Here is a 19,416-nt window from a genome sequence, read left to right as displayed (position 1 = left end):
CATGACGGTTCGCGTTCAGGAGGCTGCGTTTGATCTGGGGGCCGAGGCGAACAGCTTTGCCGCAGGCCACAGCGATATGGGCGCGATGGTGACCTTTGCCGGTATTGTCCGCGATTTGGCGCAAGGTGATCTGGATCGCATGGTGATCGAGCATTACCCGGGCATGACTGAACGCGCCTTGGAAAAGATCGCTGGTGAGGCAAAAGACCGGTGGGGTCTTGGGGATGTGCTGGTCATTCACCGCTATGGCGAGATGGCTCCGGGTGAGCAGATCATGATGGTTGCGGCGCTGGCTCCGCACCGCAAGGATGCGTTCGAGGCGGCGGAGTTTCTGATGGATTACCTGAAATCGCGCGCTCCGTTCTGGAAGAAAGAGTTTACCTCGGACGGGGCCGATTGGGTTGCCAGCAAAGCCGAGGATGAGGACGCTTTGACCCGCTGGTAGGTGGGTTTGCGCCGCTGGGCGCAAGTGGCCCTTGCTCCTGTCCGGAAAGCCGGTATCCGTCACCGTAATTTCTGAGTTCCGCAGGCAAATAAGTCATGCCACGACCACACATATATCGACGAGATTTCCTGGCGCTGGGCGGCGCAACTGTTCTTTCCGCATGCGCACCGCGCGGTACGTTAGCTGTCCATCCGGGGCTGTCTGTTTCGCAAACTCAAAGTGTTTGGGCTGTCGCAATTGGTGAACAGCACCCGCTCGCTTTGCATGGCACAACGTCTCTGGAGACGACGGGGCTGTCGCGGTTCGTGCGTCATGAAGTGTCGATTCCGCAAGATCGCGAGGTTGGCCAGATCAGTTGGCCCGGCGAGCGGATTGACCCGATGCGGGATTTCTACGTCGCTGGGCTAGAGCAGTTGGACGGCATAGACGCGATGCTGGATCAGGTCGCGGCGCGCGTGCAACCGGGTCAGGACGTCACGGTTTTCGTGCATGGCTACAACACCAACTATGCCGAGGCCGTTTATCGCCACGCGCAGATGGCCCATGATTTTGAAGATGGCGGCGCGCATATCTCGATTGTCTGGCCTAGCGAGGCCTCGACCACGGGTTACCTGACGGATCGCGATTCCACGCTGATCGCACGGGATTATCTAGAGCGGATATTGCCGCGTCTCGTGCGGCGCTTTCCGGGGCGCGTTGTTTTGGTTGGCCATTCAATGGGCGCTTTTCTGACAATGGAAACGCTTCGCCAGATGTCCATCGGCGGGACGGATATTACGGGTGATCTGGGCGGTCTTGTGCTGGTCTCCCCAGATATTCGGATCGACGTCTTTCAGGCGCAGGTTGCGCGGATGGCGCAGCTGCCCGAGGTGACAGTCGTGATCTTGTCGCAACGTGATCGCGCCTTGCAATTGTCCAGTCGGCTGGCCGGTGGCAAGCCTCGGCTTGGGTCAGCTGCCGATATGGAAGTGCTGTCGGATATGGATCTGCTGGTCGTCGATCTCAGCGATTTGCCCAATAGCGGGCAGGGCAACCATCTTGCGATCACCACCTCACCAGCCGCCGTCGCGTTTATTCGCGGGCTGAGTTCCGATGATCCTGTTTTGCGTGACCGCCGCGAGTCCGGGCTGTTGGTCGTGCGTGTGCCGTTGCTTATCCCGCGTTGATCCGCTCGATATAGGCGCGCATCTCTTCGGCTTCCTGGCGTGCATCTCGCAGGCCGTCCATGGCGGCGCGCAGCTCGGCTTCGGTCTGGCTAAGCTGGTTCGTCATCTCGGCTTCACGCTGCTGCAGATAGGTGATGGCCTGATCTCGCGTTTCCTCGGCCTCGTGCAAGGCTTGCGCCATCTTGTCCAACTCTCCGATATCGCTGCGCGAAACGCGGGTGAAACGGTGGATCAGCCAATTGGCGAACCATCCAAGGCAGAACGCGACGAAAAGAATGATCGCTGTGACGATGATAAACTCGGTTCTATTCATCGGTGGCCTCGGTTTCTTCAGTCTCTGTTGCGTCGGACGGGGCTTCTTCACGGTTCGGTGCGAGGAAGACCCGTTTGAACTCGATCCGGCGGTTGGATTCTCGCCCTTCTTCGGTCTCGTTATCGGCGATTGGGCTGGTTTCGCCGTAGCCCACAGCGGTTAGTTTTAACGTGCTGACGCCGCGCTGCAAAAGTTGCTCCAGCACTGCCTGCGCGCGTTGTTCGCTGATCCGCTGATTACCTTCTTCGCTGCCTTGGCTGTCGGTATGTCCGCCAATCTCGATCTCGAAATCAAGGACATCGCATTCTTCAAAAACAGCCGAGATTGCATCCAAAGTGGGCCGCGCAGAGGCATCGACAACGGCAGAACTGGGCTCGAATGTGATCTTTTGCTCAGTGCCGATACGCTTGATGTCGCCCACGCATTCATCAACCGTCGGCAATGAGGCAATAGGGTCCAGCGCTTCTTTATAGGTCACGAAAATCTCGAACCGCGCCCCTTCGCCAAGTTTATCGGACAGAAGGCGCGAGATCGCGGCGCGCGCATCCACATTGCCGGTGTCACCGCGCACGGTCACCAGATCGGGCTGCACGATGACCGCCCCGTTGGCCAGTTCGGACAACGCTTCAAGTGCCGCCAGCACCCGCACGGGCCAACCGTCAGGCAGGTTGTCGACATTGCGGGTCGCGACATAGACTTTGTCGATACCAAAGCGCGCCTGGGCAAAGTTTTCTGTTACGCCGCGCACCAGATCGCTGGGAAGCCGTCCACGCAATTGCACTTGGCCTTCCGGACTAAGCGTCGCGATGAACTCGGGCGGTCCGTCGCCATTATTTGCGTCGGATTTGGGTAAGACAGCGGTCAGCGAAAAGACCTCGGGCAGGGCGGTGTTCAACTCGCCGGCAACGCGGTCGAAAAGACCTTCATCGGTACCTTCGAGCGCTGCGAGTGTCACATCTGCATCGGCAAAGGTGATTGACCCGCCGCCAAGTTCGGTCAGCGATTCGATGCCAAGGGCGACACCGTTGCCCCATTGAGGGGTCGGGACGCCAAGACCCAGAACACAGTCGATCTGCCCTTCCAGACCAGCGGCGCGTGCGGCGGCCAGAATGCGGTCGCGCGAGGGCTCATTATCGGCCGAACAGGTGTCAAAACGCGCGCCATCCGCGTCGATCAGGAAGCGCGCGGTGAAAGGCGTTATGACGGGGCGCGGTGCTGAAATTTCCATCGCGAGCCGCACGTCGTTGGGCTTGGCCCGCGCGATGTCGGTTTCCAGACGGCGCTTGTCTTCGGTGCTTTCCGAGATGGCCGTAATTTCCACACCGTCTTCGCTGACCGAGATTTTCGAGCGCGGCAATTGTGCGAGCGCGTCAAAACTGAACGAAAGCGCGACATCGAAGCCATCAGGCGTCGGGTAATCTGCGCTTTCCAGCAGGTCCGTCACAGGTGTGTCCGGCGCGAGTTCGGTGATAGCTTGCGAGATATCCTCGCGATTGATTTCAGTCGGGATCAGCCCGATCAGAGAGATACCACTTTCGTTGCGCAAAATCTCGACCGAAAAGCGCGGGGCGGCGAGGGCTGCCATATCTTCAACCTGCATGCGGTCGATAACACGGGCCGCGTCGACAATGCGCCCGGCGGTCGAGATCGCACGAAAGCGCTGGGCTTCGTCCGGGGCGGTGCCTGTCAGCTCTACGCGCAGCCCGTTGGATTGCACTTCTGCCCAACTCAGTTGGTTTTCGTCCAGCGCGAACCGCACGTCGATCTCGGAGCGTTGCTCGATAAAAGTCGCGCCGGTGCTTGCGGCCAAGAAAGCTCCTAGCCCGGCAGCGCCGAAGGTCGCGACAAGTATGAGGGCAGAAGACAGGCGCATCGAACAGAGGCTGCTTTACTCAGGATCGGTTGCGATCTGTCTATGCGTGTTGGCGAGCGGGTGCAATCACGCCAGAAGGCACAAGGCGAAAAACAGCACCGGGATCAGGCCTGCATCCCGGTTGGACCTGAAGATGCGGGTCAAGCCTTCGTGATCGTCCGCATCAAAGCGCCTAAGCTGCCATGCAAGGTGCCAGCCCATTGCCCAAGGGGCGGCCAGCGCAAGGACCAGTTGCAGCGGGTTTCCGTTTGGTAGCAGGGCTAGAAGGATGGCCAGCGCCATCAGCATAACCGTAGCCATCAAAAAATTGCGCAGCCATCGGGGCGAGTTTTCGGCAAACAGGCGCGCGGTGGATTTGATGCCGATCAGGGCGTCGTCTTCGGTGTCCTGATGCGCATAGATCGTGTCGTAGAACAGCGTCCAGGCAATGCCTGCAAGGTAAAGCAGGACAGGCGGCCAATCGAGGCTGCCGGTATGGGCGACCCATGCCAGCAGCGCGCCCCAGTTGAAGGCGATGCCAAGAAACGCCTGCGGCCACCATGTGAAGCGTTTGGCGAAAGGGTAGATCGCAACGGGCACCAGCGCGATGACACCCATGAGAATCGCAGCGGGCGGGAAGGTCAGCAGGATGCCAAAGGAGATCAGGGCTTGGGCCACCATCCAGATCACAGCGCCTTTGACCGTGACTTGGCCCGACGGGATGGGGCGCGATTTGGTGCGCTCGACCGAGCCGTCGAAGTCGCGGTCGGTAATGTCATTCCAAGTGCAACCTGCGCCGCGCATCAGGAAAGCCCCGATCGCACAGCCAAGCGCGATCCATGCGTCGTAAAGCGTTGCGGTGCCGGTGTGCAGGGTCGCAAGCATCAGGCCCCACCAACAGGGCAGCAGCAAAAGCCATGTGCCGATGGGCCGGTCGGCGCGGCTGAGGCGCAGATAGGGGCGCGTCGAAACCGGGGCGAGCGTGTCGACCCAGTTGCCTTTCACGGCGTCGGCAACTTGGCCGTTCTGCTCTGGTCTCTGGCCGGTGTCGGTCATAAGGTCCGCCCATGGCATCCATCGTTCGGCTTTATGTAGATCACGCCTTGGGGCAGGGGCAAACGGTTCCTCTGACCCGCGACCATGCGCACTACCTGTTTGGGGTGATGCGGCTGGGGGTCGGGGCCGAGATTTTGCTGTTTAACGGTGTCGATGGCGAGGTTGCGGCCGAGGTTGTGGAGGCGGGCAAGCGGGGCGGTGTGCTGCGCTGCGTTCGTCAGACCAAGCCGCTGCAACCACCGCCCGATCTTTGGTTGCTCTTTGCGCCGATCAAGAAGGCGCGGACGGATTTTATCGTCGAGAAAGCGACCGAAATGGGGGCCTTGCGAATTTGCCCGGTGCAGACCGCGTTTACCAACTCTGAGCGTATCCGCCAGGACCGCTTGCAGGCCCATGCGGTTGAAGCGGCAGAGCAATGCGGCGGCACCTTCGTGCCAGAGGTGGCTGCGCTGCAAAAGCTGGGTGCTGTGCTGGATCACTGGCCGGAAGGGCGGCGGTTGATGTTTTGTGATGAAGAGCAGGTCGGCGCTGGGTTGGAACTGGATGGCGATCCAGGGCCGTGGGCGATCCTGATCGGGCCCGAGGGCGGCTTTTCACCACAAGAACGCGCGCGGTTGGCGGCGTTGCCGTTTGCCACCACGGTCAGCCTTGGGCCGCGTATCCTACGCGCCGACACGGCGGCGGTCGCAGCGCTCACGCTTTGGCAAACGGCGCTGGGCGATTGGCGATGAGCTTTATTCGACCAGAGGCCCAGAAGACCATCATGCGGTTCCGCGAGGTGCTGGTGGGTGCCGGGCTGGATGTCCTCGGGCTTGTACTGATCCTGACCGGGCGCGGTCTTGCGGTCTGGATCGGGGTCGCGATCTGCATTGGGGCAAGCATCCTGCTCGTTGCCGGTATTCAGCGCGCGCGTTTTCGCAACGGGGCTGGCGGCGCAGGCGTTGTGAACGTCGTTGAGGGCGCTGTGAGTTACTTCGGGCCGCTGACTGGTGGCGCCGTTTCGATCCGCGAAATGAACCGCCTCAGCTTTGACCCTCGCCAGACGCCACCTCATTGGGTGCTGGAACAGACCGGCCATGACCCGCTTTTTATCCCGATGGACGCAGAAGGGGCCGAGGCGCTTTTTGATGCGTTCGAAGGGCTCAAGGGCCTTAACACCCAGTATATGTTGCGCGTGATGAACGATCCGCCCGCTGCGCCAGTCACAATTTGGCAGCACGAGAGCAGCACGGTGCGTCGCCTCACATAATCTTGTGCATGGGCACAGCCCTTGCCGTGATTGACAGCCACGCCATTTCGTCTCACCACTGACATCCTTAGACCCTAACGCCCGGAGCCCCCCAGCAATGTCTATTCCCCAATCCGGCGGTGGCCAGATAGAGCGCCACGAGCAACTGGCTGAGTATTTGGCTGACGGGAGTAAGCCCAAGAAAGACTGGCGTATCGGGACCGAGCACGAGAAGTTCGGGTATTGCAAAGATACGCTCAAGTCGCTGCCTTACGAAGGTGAACGGTCGATCCGCGCGATGCTGGAAGGGCTGCGCGACGGCTATGGTTGGGCCCCTGTCGAAGAGGCGGGCCATATCATCGGTCTGACCAAGGACGGCGCGAATATCTCGCTGGAACCGGGCGGCGCGCTTGAGCTGTCGGGTGCGCCTTTGGAGACGATCCACGAGACTTGTGACGAGGTGAATGTCCACTTGCGCGAGGTTAAGGACATCGCTGACAAGATCGGCGTGGGGTTCATCGGGCTGGGGGCGGCTCCGATCTGGGAGCATAAGGACATGCACCAGATGCCCAAGGGGCGCTACAAGCTGATGGATGCTTATATGGACCGTGTCGGAACCATGGGAAAATCCATGATGTATCGGACCTGCACGGTGCAGGTGAACCTCGATTTTTCCTCCGAGGCCGACATGGTTCAGAAGATGCGCGTGGCGATTGCGTTGCAACCCGTGGCCACCGCCCTTTTCGCCAATTCGCCGTTTTTCGAGGGCAAGGTAAACGGGCACAAAAGCTGGCGTTCGCGCATCTGGCGTGACCTTGACCCGGATCGTACGGGCACGGTGCCGTTTGTGTTCGAGGATGGCTTCGGATTTGAGCGTTGGGTGGAATATGCGCTCGATGTGCCGATGTATTTCGTCTATCGCGACGGCGTTTATATCGACGCATTGGGCCAGTCTTTCCGCGATTTCATGAAAGGCGAACTGCCCGCATTGCCGGGTGAGAAACCGATGCTTTCAGACTGGGCGGATCATCTGACAACGATCTTCCCAGAAGCCCGTGTGAAGCAGTTTATCGAGATGCGCGGCGCTGACGGTGGCCCGTGGCGGCGGCTTTGTGCGCTGCCTGCTTTCTGGGTTGGTTTGACCTATGACCAAGGCGCGCTGGATGCGGCATGGGATCTGGTGAAGGGCTTTGATGCGGACACCCGCGAGGCGCTGCGCGTGGCCGCGTCACAGGATGGTTTGCAAGCGAAGGCTGGCGGCGTGAACATGCACGATCTGGCGCGCGAAGCGGTTGCGATAGCCGAGGCTGGCCTAAAAGCCCGCGCCCGCCCCGGTGCGGGTGGTATGGTGCCGGACGAGACCCATTTCCTGAACGCGCTGAAGGACAGCATCGAAAGCGGGAAGACCCCCGCCGACGAGCTTCTGGAACGCTATCACGGCGACTGGGGCGGCGATCTGACGAAGATTTACGGCGAGTATTCCTACTAGTCGCGCGGCACGTTCGGCACGCGGGACGGCGTCAGCGCGTCGTCGAAATCCGCGGGGTCGAAACGGGGGCCGCCCGAGCTTCCGCCATCGCCCGAGCCTCTGCGCAACGGGTCAAGGCCGAAGCGGTTGGGGCCTTCGGTGCCGCGCGAGCAGGCGAAGTACAGGAAAACGAAAAAGCCGACGATCGGGACCAGTTGAATCCACCACCACCAACCTGACCGGTCCGTGTCATGCAAGCGCCGCACCGCGACCGAGATCATCGGTAGCAGAATGGCCAGACCGACAAGGCTTTGGATCGGGCCGTCTCCGTCATCGTTGAAGGTGATGCCCAACAGATTGTCGAGGATCGCCGCTGCGACACAGACCAGAATGACGAACAGCACGAACCACCAGTATTCCGAGCGCTGGGCGCGGCCCGAAAAGGTCACGTAGTTGGACAGACATTTCTGAACGGCAATGGCGAACGGCATCTGCATCGGAAGGCTCCTTGTCTATGAGCGCAGGTTGGCTCAGGCGATGGGGCGAAATCAACCCTCGATCACAACGCCCGTGACAAAGGCGATGACCTTTTCGGCGGGCATCTCGCACGGTTTGAGCAGCGGGCCGCTGGCAGGCTGATAAGGGTTGAGGCTGATATAATCAGGGCCGCCCAACTCTTCTGCGACCAGCTTTATCGACTTTCCACCGGCATAGGTCGTCTTGCTGATCGCGTAAGGACGGCCGTTATAGCGCCCGCGCGATGTCCCGCGTGGAATCGCAGTGAGCGCGTCGAGAAAAGATGTCACTTCTGACCGATCTTGCTTTCTGTGCCCGCGCGCAGGCGCTGGATGTTCTGCCAATGGCGCGCATAGGTCAAAAGACCCAGCACAAAGCCCAGTAAAATCGCGCTGCCCGCGCCCAACAGGGCGGCCCAGACCGGAGCCATGCCCGCGGCAAGCAGCGCTGACAAGGATGAATAGCGCGAGATTACCGCGCAGACGAGCCAGGTCGCGCAGACCGCGAGGCCCAAGGGGAAATAGAGCGCAAGATAGATGCCGATCAGCGTGGCGACGCCTTTGCCGCCCTTGAACTTTAGCCAGACCGGAAAGCAATGGCCGATGAAGGCCGCAAGGGCGGCAAGTTGAGCGGCATCTTCGCCCGCGAAATGGCGCGCAAGCAAAAGCGGCACGATGGCTTTGCCAGCATCAAACAGCAGCGTCAGCGCGGCGGCGGCCTTGTTGCCGGTGCGCAGGACGTTGGTGGCTCCGATATTGCCGGACCCGATCTCGCGCAGGTTTCCAAGGTTCATCACCCGCGCAAGGATCATGCCGGACGGGATCGAGCCAAAGAGGTAACCAATAACGGCCCAAAGCATCAATGTCGTCGGATCAGAGGTCAGGAACGGCATCTCAAAGGTCCCCGTAGACGCAGGTGCCGCCAACGAATGTCGCCAGCACCCGGCCTTGCATGCGCTGGCCATCGAAAGGTGTATTCTTTGACTTGGAACGTAGCTTCTCGCGGTCGAGCACGAAAGGCGCATCCGGGTCGAAAAGGATCAGATCGGCGGGGGCGCCGACCTCCATGCGGCCTGCGTTCAGGCCGAGCCGTTTCGCGGGGTTCAACGACAGCGCGCGGAACAGTTGCGGCAGGCTCAGATCGCCGGAATGAAACAGGCGCATCGCGGCGGGCAGCAGGGTTTCAAGGGCCACGGCACCGCTGGCAGCTTCCTCGAACGGCAGGCGCTTGCTTTCCTCGTCCTGCGGGGTGTGGAAGCTGGAGATGCAGTCGATCAAACCGCTCGCGACAGCGGCGACCATGGCTTTGCGGTCGTCCTCGGACCTCAGCGGCGGCTTGATCTTGAAGAAGGTGCGGTAGTCACCGACGTCGAGTTCATTGAGCGTGAGGTGGTGGATGTTGACCCCAGCTGTCACGTCCAGACCGGCGGCCTTGGCACGTTCCAGAACAGGCAGAGACAGCGCGGTCGTCAAGCTGTCGGCGTGATAGCGCGCGCCTGTCATTTCAACCAGCGCCATGTCGCGCTCCAGCCCCATGCGTTCGGCCATGGGCGACACGGCAGGCAAACCGCGGAGCGAGGCGAACTTGCCCGAGGTCACTGCCGCCCCGGACGACATCACCGGTTCCTGCGGATGGGCCATGACCAGAGCACCGAGGCTGCGGGCATAGGTCAGGCAGCGCGACAGCACCTTGTTGTTGGTCGTGACGTGATCGCAATCGGTGAACGCAACGGCGCCTGCGTCTTTCAAAAAGCCGATCTCGACCATTTCGCGCCCGTCGCGGCCTTTGGTCAGTGCGGCCATGGCGACAACGTTGACGGGGGCAGCTTCTTGCGCGCGGCGGTTCACAAATTCCAGCGTTTCAGGGCTGTCGATGGCGGGAAGCGTATCTGGCCGGGTGACCATCGTGGTCACGCCACCAGCAGCAGCGGCAGCCCCTGCGGTGCGGAAACTTTCCTTGTGACGCTCGCCCGGTTCGCAGATTTTCACGCCGATATCGACGATGCCGGGGGCCAGCACCTTGCTGCCGCAATCGGTGCCGTCGCGATGGCCTTCACCGATTTCCGCGATGCGGCCCGCCTCAATCCGCAGCCAGCCTTCGGTTTCGGTGCCAGCTTCAGGGTCGATCAGACGAAGGTTTGTCAGAATTTTCGGCGTCATGATGTGCCACCCAGAGATGCGAGCAAAACGTAAACTCCGTAGCCGACCACCACCAGCCCGATGAGGATGACCAGCAGGCTGGTTAATGGCATGCGCGGCGGCGGATCGGTTTTGCCCGACACACGGGCATCAATCACGCCTTGCGCGCTTGTCGTGCTGAGATCGATAAACGCGGTCTGCGGTTTGTCTTCGCGCAGGGCGGTCACAAAGGTGACGGGCGCAGAGGGGACGATGATGTCGGGGCCCTCGAATGCGGCGCTGGCGATCACGGCGATATGGCCCTCAAGGCTGTTGAGACGCGGCAGGGCATCGGCGTAGACATCCTTTGGCACGCCCAACCCGTCGGTGATATAGGTCTCGATCCCGATGGTTTTGAGTTCTGTCTGATCAAGGATCTGGACATGCTGTTCATCCAGATAGGACAGCCCCAGCGCATCGCGCAGGGGATAGTCATCATCGCCAATGGCGTTGGGTTCCGGCGTTGTGAACGCTTCGATTTGCGCCGGTGGCAGATCAATCGAGAAGATACGGTAGAGGCCGGTTTCATTGGCGCTGACGGCGAGTTGGTCGCTCATTCCGGGGCCCCGCTGGCGGCGCGCAGACGGGCGATCACGGCGTCTTTGTCGGCCTGATATTTGATCAGATGCTTGTCGCCCTTTTCGGTGACAACCTGCACGGCGCTGCCCAGACCACGGACTTTGGTGATGTCGCGCAACATCACCGTTCGGCCTGGCGGGCCAAGCAGGCGGCTGTCGGTCAGAAGCCATGTCACGGACAATTCTTCGGATTGCAGATACCATCCGCGAATTGCGATGGCGGCAAGGCCTGCGACAGCGCCGGTCCAGATATGCGGGTTGCCCATCCACCATAGAACCAGCATCGCGCCGCCCATGGCAATCGCGGCCATGACGGAATGGTCGCGCAGATAGGTGGCGCGATCCGCGGGAAATTCCGCGATCAGGTGCTCACCATCAGCCAAGGCGCGTGGGTCACTCATCAGCCGCTTCCCACAACAAGAAGCACGACGAGCGCCGCCATGACGATCAGTGCAATCATCGCAACGCGGCCAGACATTTTGGGGTCTTTGGGTTCGTTCATACCATCACCTCTTGCGGGGTGGCCCGCTGGTTGCGCGCCAGAAGATCCATCGCGGCCATGCGCACGGCAACGCCCATCTCGACCTGCTCCTGAATGACGGATCGGTTGATGTCATCAGCCAGCGTCCCGTCGATTTCAACGCCGCGATTCATGGGGCCGGGATGCATGACGATGGCGTCGTCTTTGGCAAAGCCCAGCTTTTCCGCGTCGAGCCCGTAGCGGTGATAATACTCACGTTCCGACGGGATAAAGCCGCCATCCATACGCTCTTTCTGAAGCCGCAGCATCATGACAACATCGACGTCCTGAAGCCCCTCGCGCATGTCCTCATAGACCTCGACACCGAACTGGTCGATCTGGGAGGGCATCAGCGTTGGCGGGCCGATCAAGCGGATGCGGTTCTCCATTTTGCCAAGCAGCAGGATGTTCGATCGCGCCACGCGGCTATGAGCAATATCCCCGCAAATCGCGATGTTGAGGCGATGCAGGCGGCCCTTCTCGCGCCTGATGGTCAGCGCATCCAGAAGCGCTTGGGTCGGGTGCTCATGCTTGCCGTCGCCTGCGTTCAGCACCGCGCAATTCACCTTTTCAGCCAGCAGGTTCACGGCCCCGGAATGGGGGTGGCGCACGACCAACAGATCGGGATGCATCGCGTTCAGCGTCATCGCCGTGTCGATCAGCGTCTCGCCCTTTTTGATCGAGGAGGCCTGCATCGCCATGTTCATCACATCCGCACCCAGCCGCTTGCCTGCCAGCTCGAAACTGGCCTGCGTGCGGGTCGAGTTCTCGAAGAACATGTTGATCTGGGTCAGGCCCGCCAGCGCGTCGCCATGCTTGATCTGTTGGCGGTTCAACCGCACGTAATCATCGGCCAAATCCAGCAATGTCGTGATTTCATCGGGGCCGAGATGCTCGATCCCCAGAAGATGCTTGGCCCGAAAACTCATGCTGCGCGTCCCGATGATTTTCGGGTTTATATTCAGCGCGTGCGCGGGCGGCAAGGCATTTACCTTGCGCGCGTTCGGGCATAGCTTCGGCATATGACCGACATGAGCGATTTTCATCAGATGAAGGCGCTGCTGGACTGGCAGATCGAACTGGGCGCGACGGACGCGATCAGTGACACGCCGGTGAACCGCTATGCGTTGGAGGCCAAACCGCCGAAGCTGGAAACGAAGGCGGCGACCCCTGCGCCGGTCGTTCCGATGGCCGAGGTTGATCCGGTTGCCGTCGCGCGCAAAGCGGCTGAAGCGGCGGGCGATCTGGAAGGTTTGCGCGCTGCGATGGCCGCGTTTGAGCAGTGCGAGCTGAAAAAGGGCGCGCGCAATCTGGTGTTCTCTGACGGGGTGCCGGGCGCGCGAGTCATGGTGATAGGCGAGGCGCCGGGACGCGATGAGGACCAGCAGGGCAAGCCCTTCGTGGGGCGGGCTGGTCAGCTTCTGGACAAGATGTTTGACGCAATTGGGATGGGGCGTGCCGCTGAGACGCCGATCTACATCACGAATATTCTGCCATGGCGCCCCCCGCAGAATCGCGACCCCAAGCCTGATGAAATCGCGATGATGATGCCGTTTGTCGAAAAGCATGTGGCTCTCGCCGCGCCGGAACTGATCGTCGTGATGGGCAATATCGCCTGTCAGGGTGTGCTGGGGCGCAAGGGCATCACCAAGTTGCGCGGCAATTGGGGAGAGGCGCTGGGCAAGCCGGTGCTGCCTATGTTCCACCCGGCGTATCTGCTCAGAAACCCGGCGGCCAAGCGCGAGGCTTGGGCCGATCTGCTGTCCCTTCAAGCGCGCCTGAAAGGCTGACCCATGTCGAGAATTGACGAAAGCCTTGAGTTTATCCCGGTGCGGATCGCCGTGCTGACCGTGTCTGATACCCGCAAGATCGAGGAGGACCGTTCGGGCCAAGTGCTCGTTGACCGGCTTGAAACTGCAGGCCATGTCTTGGCCGCGCGCGAGATAATTCGGGATGAACGCGACCAGATTGCAGAGCAATTGCGCAGTTGGTCCAAAGATCCCGAGATCGACGTCATTATCTCGACCGGTGGCACAGGGCTGACCGGGCGCGATGTGACGGTCGAAGCCCATCGCGATGTTTACGAAAAAGAGATCGACGCGTTTGGCACCATTTTCACCATTATCTCGATGGAGAAGATCGGAACCTCCGCCATTCAAAGTCGTGCGACGGGGGGTGTGGCGAATGGCACGTATCTTTTTGCGCTGCCCGGCTCGCCCGGTGCGTGCAAGGACGCCTGGGACGGTATCCTCGCCAAACAGCTCGATTTCCGGCACCGCCCCTGCAACTTTGTCGAGATTTTTCCGCGTTTGGACGAACATAAGCGACGGAAATAGCCCGCGCATCCGTATCACATCTGTGATTTGGTGATCGGTGATGTAAGCCTATGTTTACAGAACGACTTACCCATCCTTCAGAGAGGGACTGTTGATGCGATTTCTGGGACGCAGCCTGATTGGCCTGTTCCTTTGGGCGATGACGCTGGGCTTGCTTGCCTGGGCCGGTGCCGTGGTGACCGGCGCGGTGCAAGAACGCATGGCTCAGGAAGATCGCGCGTTTCCGGCCCGCGAGCGGGTTTTCGCGGTGAATGTCCAGGAAGTGACGCCGCAAATAATCGCGCCCACGCTGACCGCTTTTGGCGAGGTGCGAAGCCGCCGCACGCTTGAGCTTCGCGCCACAGAAGGCGGACGCGTTGTGGCGCTGGACGAGGCGTTTGAGGAAGGTGGTGTGGTTGCGGCTGGCACAGAATTGGTGCGCATTGACCCCTTTGAGGCGGACGCAAACCTTGCCCGTGCACGCACCGATCTGCGTGAGGCTGAAGCGGAGGAACGCGATGCTGCCCTCGCGCTGGAGCTGGCCCGAGAGGAAGCCGCCGCTGCCCAAAGCCAGCTTGATCTGCGGGCGCGGGCGCTCCAGCGTCAGCGCGATCTGCAGACACGCGGAGTTGGCACGGAAGCGGCGATTGAAACGGCCGAATTGGCCGCCCAAGCCGCGCAGCAAACGCTTCTGGGTCGCAGGCTGGCTGTGGCTGCCGCGCAAGCCCGGCTGGAGCAATCCGCCATCAGTTCCGAACGTCAGCGCATTGTGCTGGACGAGGCTGCGCGCCGGGTCAGTGAAACGGTCATCACGGCACCTTTTGACGGCACATTGTCCGATGTGGATCTGGTCGTTGGCGGCGTCGTTGCCCAGAACGAGCAGATCGCGCAATTGATCGACCCCAATGCGCTGGAAGTCGCGTTTCGGGTCTCAACCGCGCAATATGCCAGCTTACTTAGCGATACCGGCAGCCTGATAAATGCACCGATTGAGGCGGTGTTAGATGTGTTCGGGGCTGACATTGTCGTGCCCGGTAAGGTCTCTCGTGAAAGTGCGGCGGTTGGGGAAGGCCAAACAGGCCGCGAGCTTTTTGCCCAGCTCGAGCAGAACGCTGCCCTGCGCCCCGGTGATTTCGTCACCATCCGCGTGCGTGAGCAGGAGTTGGACAATGTCGCACTGATCCCCGCGGCTGCCGTGAGCGGGGCTGGCACAGTGCTGGTTTTGTCCGAAGATGAGCGGCTAGAGGAAGCGCCTGTCACCGTGCTGCGCCAGCAAGGTGATGATGCGCTGATCGAAGCCACCGCGCTTGCGGGCCGCGAGGTTGTCACCGCGCGTTCTCCTCTGCTGGGAGCGGGCCTGAAAGTACGCCCCTTGCGCGGTGGTCCGGCCCCGGAACCCGACATGATCGAGCTGACAGAGGAGCGCCGCGCCAAGCTCGTCGCGTTTGTCGAGAATAACGACCGCATGCCTGACGCCGCGAAAGAGCGGCTTTTGGCGCAGCTTCAGCAAACCGCCGTTCCGGCCCGCATCGTCACGCGGCTGGAAGGGCGTTTGGGCGGGTAAGCCATGCGCGCGCAGGTGCAGGGTCTGACTGGCGGTGTTCTTTCCTATTTCGTGCGCCATAAGACGGCGGCGAACCTGCTGTTGGTCGTTCTGATCTGTATTGGGATCGCTGCCAGCCCTCGGATGCGGGCGCAGTTTTTCCCCGATGTGATTGTCGAAAACGTCAGTGTAAATGTCACCTGGCAAGGTGCCGGGGCGGAGGATGTGGATGCGGCCATCGTGCAGGTCTTGGAACCTGCCTTGCTGGCGGTTGATGGTGTCGACGAGACCGAAAGCCGGTCCCGTGAAGGAAGCGCCTCTATCACATTGGAGTTTGAGCCGGGTTGGGACATGGCCCGCGCGACAGATGATGTGCGCGTTGCGGTCGATGCGGTGACAACATTACCCGAAGAGGCCGAAGAGCCGACCGTGCGCCGCGGTGCGTGGCGGGACAGGGTGACGGATGTGGTTATCACAGGCCCCGTCTCGGTCGATCAACTGGGGCTTTATACGGACGAGTTGGTCACCCGGCTTTTCGCCGAAGGTGTCACCCGCACGACTATTCGCGGGATCGCCGCGCCAGAGCTGTTGGTCGAGGTGCCCTCGGTCGCTTTGATCAAGAACGATGTGTCCATGGCCGAGATCGCAGAGGCGATTGCGGGCGAAGTGGCCACTGATCCTGCGGGCGATATCACCGGTGGCAGCACCCGCGTGCGCACCGGTGTCGAGAAACGCACGGCGCAGGATATTGCGGCGATTGTGCTGCGCTCGAACACAGATGGCACGACGCTGACGGTGGGCGATGTCGCGACGGTCACGGCTTTGGGCATCGACCGGGAACGTGCCTATTTCGTAGGCGACGAACCCGCCATGTCGATCCGCGTGGACCGGTCCGATCAAGGGGATGCCATCGGTATTCAGGAAACCGTTGAAGAGGTCGCCGCTCGGATGGAGGCGACGCTCCCCGAAGGCGTCTCGGTCGATCTGATCCGCACGCGGGCCGAGGCGATTACAGGGCGACTCAACATTCTTCTGGATAACGGCCTGATGGGGCTGGGCCTTGTGGTGATGCTGCTGTTCCTGTTCCTGAACGCGCGCACGGCATTTTGGGTCGCGGCAGGTATCCCCGTGGCGATGCTGACCGCCGTGGGGATCATGTATCTGGCTGGGATCACGCTGAACATGATCTCGCTTTTCGCTCTGATTATCACGCTGGGCATCGTGGTGGATGACGCCATTGTCGTGGGCGAACACGCCGATTTTCGCGCGCGACGATTGGGCGAAGACCCGGCAACAGCGGCAGAAATGGCAGCGCGGCGCATGGCCTCTCCGGTCTTTGCGGCGACGCTGACGACCATCATTGCATTCTTTGGGCTTGTGGCCATCGGCGGGCGCTTTGGCAATCTGATCGCCGACATCCCCTTTACCGTGATCGCGGTGCTGGCGGCGTCTTTGGTCGAGTGCTTTCTGATCCTGCCGCACCATATGAAAGGTGCTCTGATCCACACGGCGAAAGAGCATTGGTATGACTGGCCTTCCCGGCAAGTGAACAAGGGTTTCCGTTGGGTTCGCGAGAGCCTGTTCCGCCCGTTCATCGCTTTGGTGATCCGCGCCCGCTATCCGGTCTTCGCGCTGGCGGTACTGGCGCTGGCCTCCCAAGCCGCGCTTTTCATCAAGGGCGACGTGGATTGGCGCTTTTTCAACGCGCCAGAGCGTGGCTCTGTGACCGGCAATTTCGCTATGGCGCCGGGGGCCACGCGCGAGGATGCACTTGAGCAGATGCGCATGATGCAAGACGCCGTCGACACACTGGCTGCGGATTACGAGGAACGCTATGGGCGCAACCCGGTTGATTTCGTCATGGCCGAGATTGGGGGCAATGCGGGGCGTGGTTTGTCAGGCAGCGATACGAAAGACATTGACCAGCTTGGCGGTATCTCGATCGAGTTGATCGACGCGGATTTGCGGCCCTATTCGTCCTTTGCATTTGTTGGCGAACTGCAAGACGCCGTTCCGCGCCACCCGCTGGTCGAAACGGTCAGCTTCCGTGGCTGGCGCTCGGGTCCCGGTGGGGACGCATTGGCGGTCGAGTTTTCGGGCGCGAGTGCCGAGACGCTGAAAGCCGCGTCCGAGGCGTTGCAGGATGCGCTGCGGGTCTATCCCGAGGTTTCGGCTGTGCAGGACAATCTGGCCTATGACAAGGAAGAGCTGGTGCTTGAGCTGACTGCCCAAGGCCAAGCACTGGGCTTTGATATCGACACGCTGGGTGGCGTTCTGCGCAACCGTCTGAACGGTATCGAGGCGGCGACATTCCCGGATGGACCTCGCTCGGCTGAGATCAGGGTCGAGCTGCCGACAGGCGAGTTGACGGCGGATTTCCTGACCCGCACCCAGATGCGCACCGAGGCGGGTGATTACGTGCCACTGGCCGATATCGTCTCGGTCGAAAGCCGGACAGGTTTCTCCACCGTGCGGCGCGAAAACGGCATTCGGCTGATCGAAGTGACAGGCGATATCTCTGAAGATGATCCGGCCCGCGCGACCGAGATTATGGCAGCCTTAGAGGCTGATATCCTGCCGCGCATCGCGTCCGAGCAGCAGGTCGAATGGCGGCTTGCAGGGCTAAGCGAGCAGGAAGATGAGTTCCTGAATGACGCGCGCCTTGGGCTGATTTTCTGTCTGACGGGGATCTACCTGACGCTGGCCTGGATTTTTGCCTCATGGACACGGCCTGCGGTGGTGATGTCGATCATTCCCTTCGGGCTCGTTGGAACGATCTGGGGGCATTACGTCTGGGACGTGCCGCTCAGCATGTTCTCGGTCGTGGGGCTGATCGGCATGACGGGGATCATCATCAACGACTCGATTGTGATGGTTACGACCATCGACGAATACGCCAAGACGCGGGATCGGATCACTGCGATCATCGACGGGGCAGCGGACCGCCTGCGGGCGGTTTTGCTGACGACGCTGACGACAGTGCTGGGCCTGACGCCGCTGCTATACGAGCAATCCTCTCAAGCGCAATTCCTCAAGCCGACAGTGATCACGCTGGTCTATGGCTTGGGCTTCGGGATGCTGCTGGTGCTGATCGTGGTGCCTGCGCTGATGGCCATGCAACTGGACGTCTCGCGCCAATTAACCGCGATGCGACGCGGCTTGCGCGCACCCCATCCTGCGCGCCGGTTGGTCTGGGCGGCGGTCGGTCTGACGGGTCTCGCCTTTGTGGTCCTCGTCGGCCCCGTCGCCTTGCAAGGCAGCCTTGCCGCGCCGCTCGTTCAGGTATTGCCGATGCTTGAAGGTGCGCCAGCGTTCCCGACAGCGCTGGGCCTTCTGGCCGTTGTGGTTTCAGTCATCGGAGTGGGGGGTTACGCCCTCGCCGCACTCACACGGAGACGCGTGGCTTAACCCGCTTCGCAGCCGCGAATGTCGACGGCTTGTCCGGCGCTGAGGACGGTGATCCTGACATCGCTCCGGTTCAGTGCGAAAGGCTGTCCGGACGGGCTGACCATTTCTGCAGAGGCAGTCAACATATTGCCCTCACGCCGGGTGGCGGCTTCGGAAATCCAAATCTTGGGGTCGGCTGTCTCGAAGACGGCAACCTCGCCTTGGCCCAAGGCGGGCATCGCGATTGAGGCTGTGATACGCAGGCCGTCGGCAATCGGATCGACGGCACAGGTTACGGCAGCCACGCTCGCCTCTGCCTCGCTGTGAGGCCGGTCTGACAGCGCTGCGCGGATCGCGCCATCAGGCGCACCCTTGGCTGGAAGAGCTTCGTCAAACTTCAAGGTGACTGGCACGCAAATCTCTTCACATACACCGATCTGGACCGAGCCGCGCATTCGGATTTCTCCATCTGCGTGCGGTGTGACCTGCATCGGAATAACCACCTGATTTTCATAGCCGATCGTGCGCATGCCGTTGGTCATATAGACATCCGGCACCGGCCAGTGAAACGCGACGGCTCGCATGTTGTCAGCCCCGCGCCAGTCAAATTGGGGCGGGATGCCTGCATCTCCAGGGGCACGCCAATAGGTCTTCCAACCGGGATCAAGCGTCACCCGCAAAGCGGCCATATGTGTACCATCGGCTTCGCGCCAACCGGGAAGCACGTCCAGCTCAACCATATCCTGCGCCAGCGTCGCCGCAGGAGCAGCGAGCAGGGACGATGTGATGAGAAATGCGCGAAAGGTCATATTCGCAAGATACGGGGCCGCGCGAGGATGGAAAGTCACATCC

At 61.2% G+C, this 19,416-nt stretch carries 20 protein-coding genes; 9 read left to right on the top strand and 11 right to left on the bottom strand.

What is annotated here, in order from left to right:
* Position 1 precedes the first annotated feature (1 nt).
* The gene (locus KUW67_RS08840) at positions 2 to 445 is read left to right on the top strand and encodes a molybdenum cofactor biosynthesis protein MoaE (RefSeq protein WP_224824936.1); all 444 of its coding nucleotides are present in this window, start codon (positions 2 to 4) and stop codon (positions 443 to 445) included.
* Between the two features lie 95 nt (positions 446 to 540).
* On the top strand, positions 541 to 1,611 hold the full coding sequence (locus KUW67_RS08835) for an alpha/beta hydrolase (RefSeq protein WP_224824935.1): 1,071 nt from the start codon (positions 541 to 543) through the stop codon (positions 1,609 to 1,611).
* Here the strand turns inward: KUW67_RS08835 and KUW67_RS08830 are convergent.
* The 3 genes from KUW67_RS08830 to ubiA form a co-directional block, all read right to left on the bottom strand.
* Positions 1,598 to 1,924 carry a hypothetical protein gene (locus tag KUW67_RS08830; protein WP_224824934.1) on the bottom strand — a complete coding sequence of 109 codons (327 nt, stop codon included), beginning with the start codon at positions 1,922 to 1,924 and terminating at the stop codon, positions 1,598 to 1,600. The genes KUW67_RS08835 and KUW67_RS08830 overlap by 14 nt on opposite strands.
* Positions 1,917 to 3,797, bottom strand: coding sequence for an OmpA family protein (locus tag KUW67_RS08825; RefSeq protein WP_224824933.1), 1,881 nt, complete (start codon positions 3,795 to 3,797; stop codon positions 1,917 to 1,919). The genes KUW67_RS08830 and KUW67_RS08825 overlap by 8 nt, the downstream gene beginning before the upstream one ends.
* A gap of 66 nt (positions 3,798 to 3,863) precedes the next feature.
* Positions 3,864 to 4,832, bottom strand: a complete 969-nt coding sequence (gene ubiA / locus KUW67_RS08820) for a 4-hydroxybenzoate octaprenyltransferase (RefSeq protein WP_224824932.1) — start codon at positions 4,830 to 4,832, stop codon at positions 3,864 to 3,866.
* Positions 4,833 to 4,843: 11 nt separating this feature from the next.
* On the opposite strand from ubiA, the gene KUW67_RS08815 reads away from it, so the two are divergent.
* From KUW67_RS08815 to KUW67_RS08805, 3 genes are all read left to right on the top strand, one after another.
* A complete protein-coding gene (locus KUW67_RS08815) occupies positions 4,844 to 5,563 on the top strand; it encodes a 16S rRNA (uracil(1498)-N(3))-methyltransferase (RefSeq protein ID WP_224824931.1) in 720 nt (239 codons plus the stop codon).
* On the top strand, positions 5,560 to 6,081 hold the full coding sequence (locus KUW67_RS08810; protein ID WP_224824930.1) for a hypothetical protein: 522 nt from the start codon (positions 5,560 to 5,562) through the stop codon (positions 6,079 to 6,081). Before KUW67_RS08815 ends, KUW67_RS08810 begins: the two co-directional genes overlap by 4 nt.
* A 97-nt stretch (positions 6,082 to 6,178) precedes the next feature.
* A complete protein-coding gene (locus KUW67_RS08805) occupies positions 6,179 to 7,549 on the top strand; it encodes a glutamate--cysteine ligase (protein WP_224824929.1) in 1,371 nt (456 codons plus the stop codon).
* Here KUW67_RS08805 and KUW67_RS08800 read toward each other — a convergent pair.
* From KUW67_RS08800 to KUW67_RS08770, 7 genes are all read right to left on the bottom strand, one after another.
* Positions 7,546 to 8,025: a DUF805 domain-containing protein gene (locus tag KUW67_RS08800; RefSeq protein ID WP_224824928.1), complete on the bottom strand. Its 480-nt coding sequence runs from the start codon at positions 8,023 to 8,025 to the stop codon at positions 7,546 to 7,548. The genes KUW67_RS08805 and KUW67_RS08800 overlap by 4 nt on opposite strands.
* A gap of 51 nt (positions 8,026 to 8,076) precedes the next feature.
* Positions 8,077 to 8,334, bottom strand: a complete 258-nt coding sequence (locus KUW67_RS08795; protein WP_224824927.1) for a hypothetical protein — start codon at positions 8,332 to 8,334, stop codon at positions 8,077 to 8,079.
* On the bottom strand, positions 8,331 to 8,936 hold the full coding sequence (gene plsY / locus KUW67_RS08790) for a glycerol-3-phosphate 1-O-acyltransferase PlsY (RefSeq protein ID WP_224824926.1): 606 nt from the start codon (positions 8,934 to 8,936) through the stop codon (positions 8,331 to 8,333). Before plsY ends, KUW67_RS08795 begins: the two co-directional genes overlap by 4 nt.
* Before the next feature lies 1 nt (position 8,937).
* A complete protein-coding gene (pyrC, locus tag KUW67_RS08785) occupies positions 8,938 to 10,203 on the bottom strand; it encodes a dihydroorotase (RefSeq protein WP_224824925.1) in 1,266 nt (421 codons plus the stop codon).
* Positions 10,200 to 10,778, bottom strand: a complete 579-nt coding sequence (locus KUW67_RS08780) for a hypothetical protein (protein ID WP_224824924.1) — start codon at positions 10,776 to 10,778, stop codon at positions 10,200 to 10,202. The genes pyrC and KUW67_RS08780 overlap by 4 nt, the downstream gene beginning before the upstream one ends.
* Positions 10,775 to 11,200, bottom strand: coding sequence for a hypothetical protein (locus KUW67_RS08775; protein ID WP_224824923.1), 426 nt, complete (start codon positions 11,198 to 11,200; stop codon positions 10,775 to 10,777). Before KUW67_RS08775 ends, KUW67_RS08780 begins: the two co-directional genes overlap by 4 nt.
* A 97-nt stretch (positions 11,201 to 11,297) precedes the next feature.
* Entirely contained in the window at positions 11,298 to 12,248 is a 951-nt protein-coding gene (locus KUW67_RS08770; RefSeq protein WP_224824922.1) for an aspartate carbamoyltransferase catalytic subunit, read from the bottom strand.
* A gap of 93 nt (positions 12,249 to 12,341) precedes the next feature.
* On the opposite strand from KUW67_RS08770, the gene KUW67_RS08765 reads away from it, so the two are divergent.
* The 4 genes from KUW67_RS08765 (at position 12,342) to KUW67_RS08750 (ending at position 18,585) form a co-directional block, all read left to right on the top strand.
* Entirely contained in the window at positions 12,342 to 13,109 is a 768-nt protein-coding gene (locus KUW67_RS08765; protein WP_370634940.1) for a uracil-DNA glycosylase family protein, read from the top strand.
* A 3-nt stretch (positions 13,110 to 13,112) separates the two neighbouring features.
* Positions 13,113 to 13,655, top strand: a complete 543-nt coding sequence (gene moaB / locus KUW67_RS08760; RefSeq protein WP_224824920.1) for a molybdenum cofactor biosynthesis protein B — start codon at positions 13,113 to 13,115, stop codon at positions 13,653 to 13,655.
* A gap of 94 nt (positions 13,656 to 13,749) precedes the next feature.
* Complete coding sequence (locus KUW67_RS08755) at positions 13,750 to 15,198, top strand: efflux RND transporter periplasmic adaptor subunit (protein WP_224824919.1); 1,449 nt, start codon at positions 13,750 to 13,752, stop codon at positions 15,196 to 15,198.
* Between the two features lie 3 nt (positions 15,199 to 15,201).
* A complete protein-coding gene (locus tag KUW67_RS08750; RefSeq protein WP_224824918.1) occupies positions 15,202 to 18,585 on the top strand; it encodes an efflux RND transporter permease subunit in 3,384 nt (1,127 codons plus the stop codon).
* Here KUW67_RS08750 and KUW67_RS08745 read toward each other — a convergent pair.
* Positions 18,582 to 19,373, bottom strand: a complete 792-nt coding sequence (locus KUW67_RS08745) for a protein-disulfide reductase DsbD domain-containing protein (RefSeq protein WP_224824917.1) — start codon at positions 19,371 to 19,373, stop codon at positions 18,582 to 18,584. The genes KUW67_RS08750 and KUW67_RS08745 overlap by 4 nt on opposite strands.
* Between the last annotated feature and the right edge of the window lie 43 nt (positions 19,374 to 19,416).

Origin of the sequence: Cognatishimia sp. MH4019, from assembly GCF_020177595.1 — a bacterium.
Taxonomy (GTDB): domain Bacteria; phylum Pseudomonadota; class Alphaproteobacteria; order Rhodobacterales; family Rhodobacteraceae; genus JAHTBL01.
Note: the sequence above shows the minus strand (reverse complement) of the source record. Positions and strands in the feature narration are given on the sequence as shown.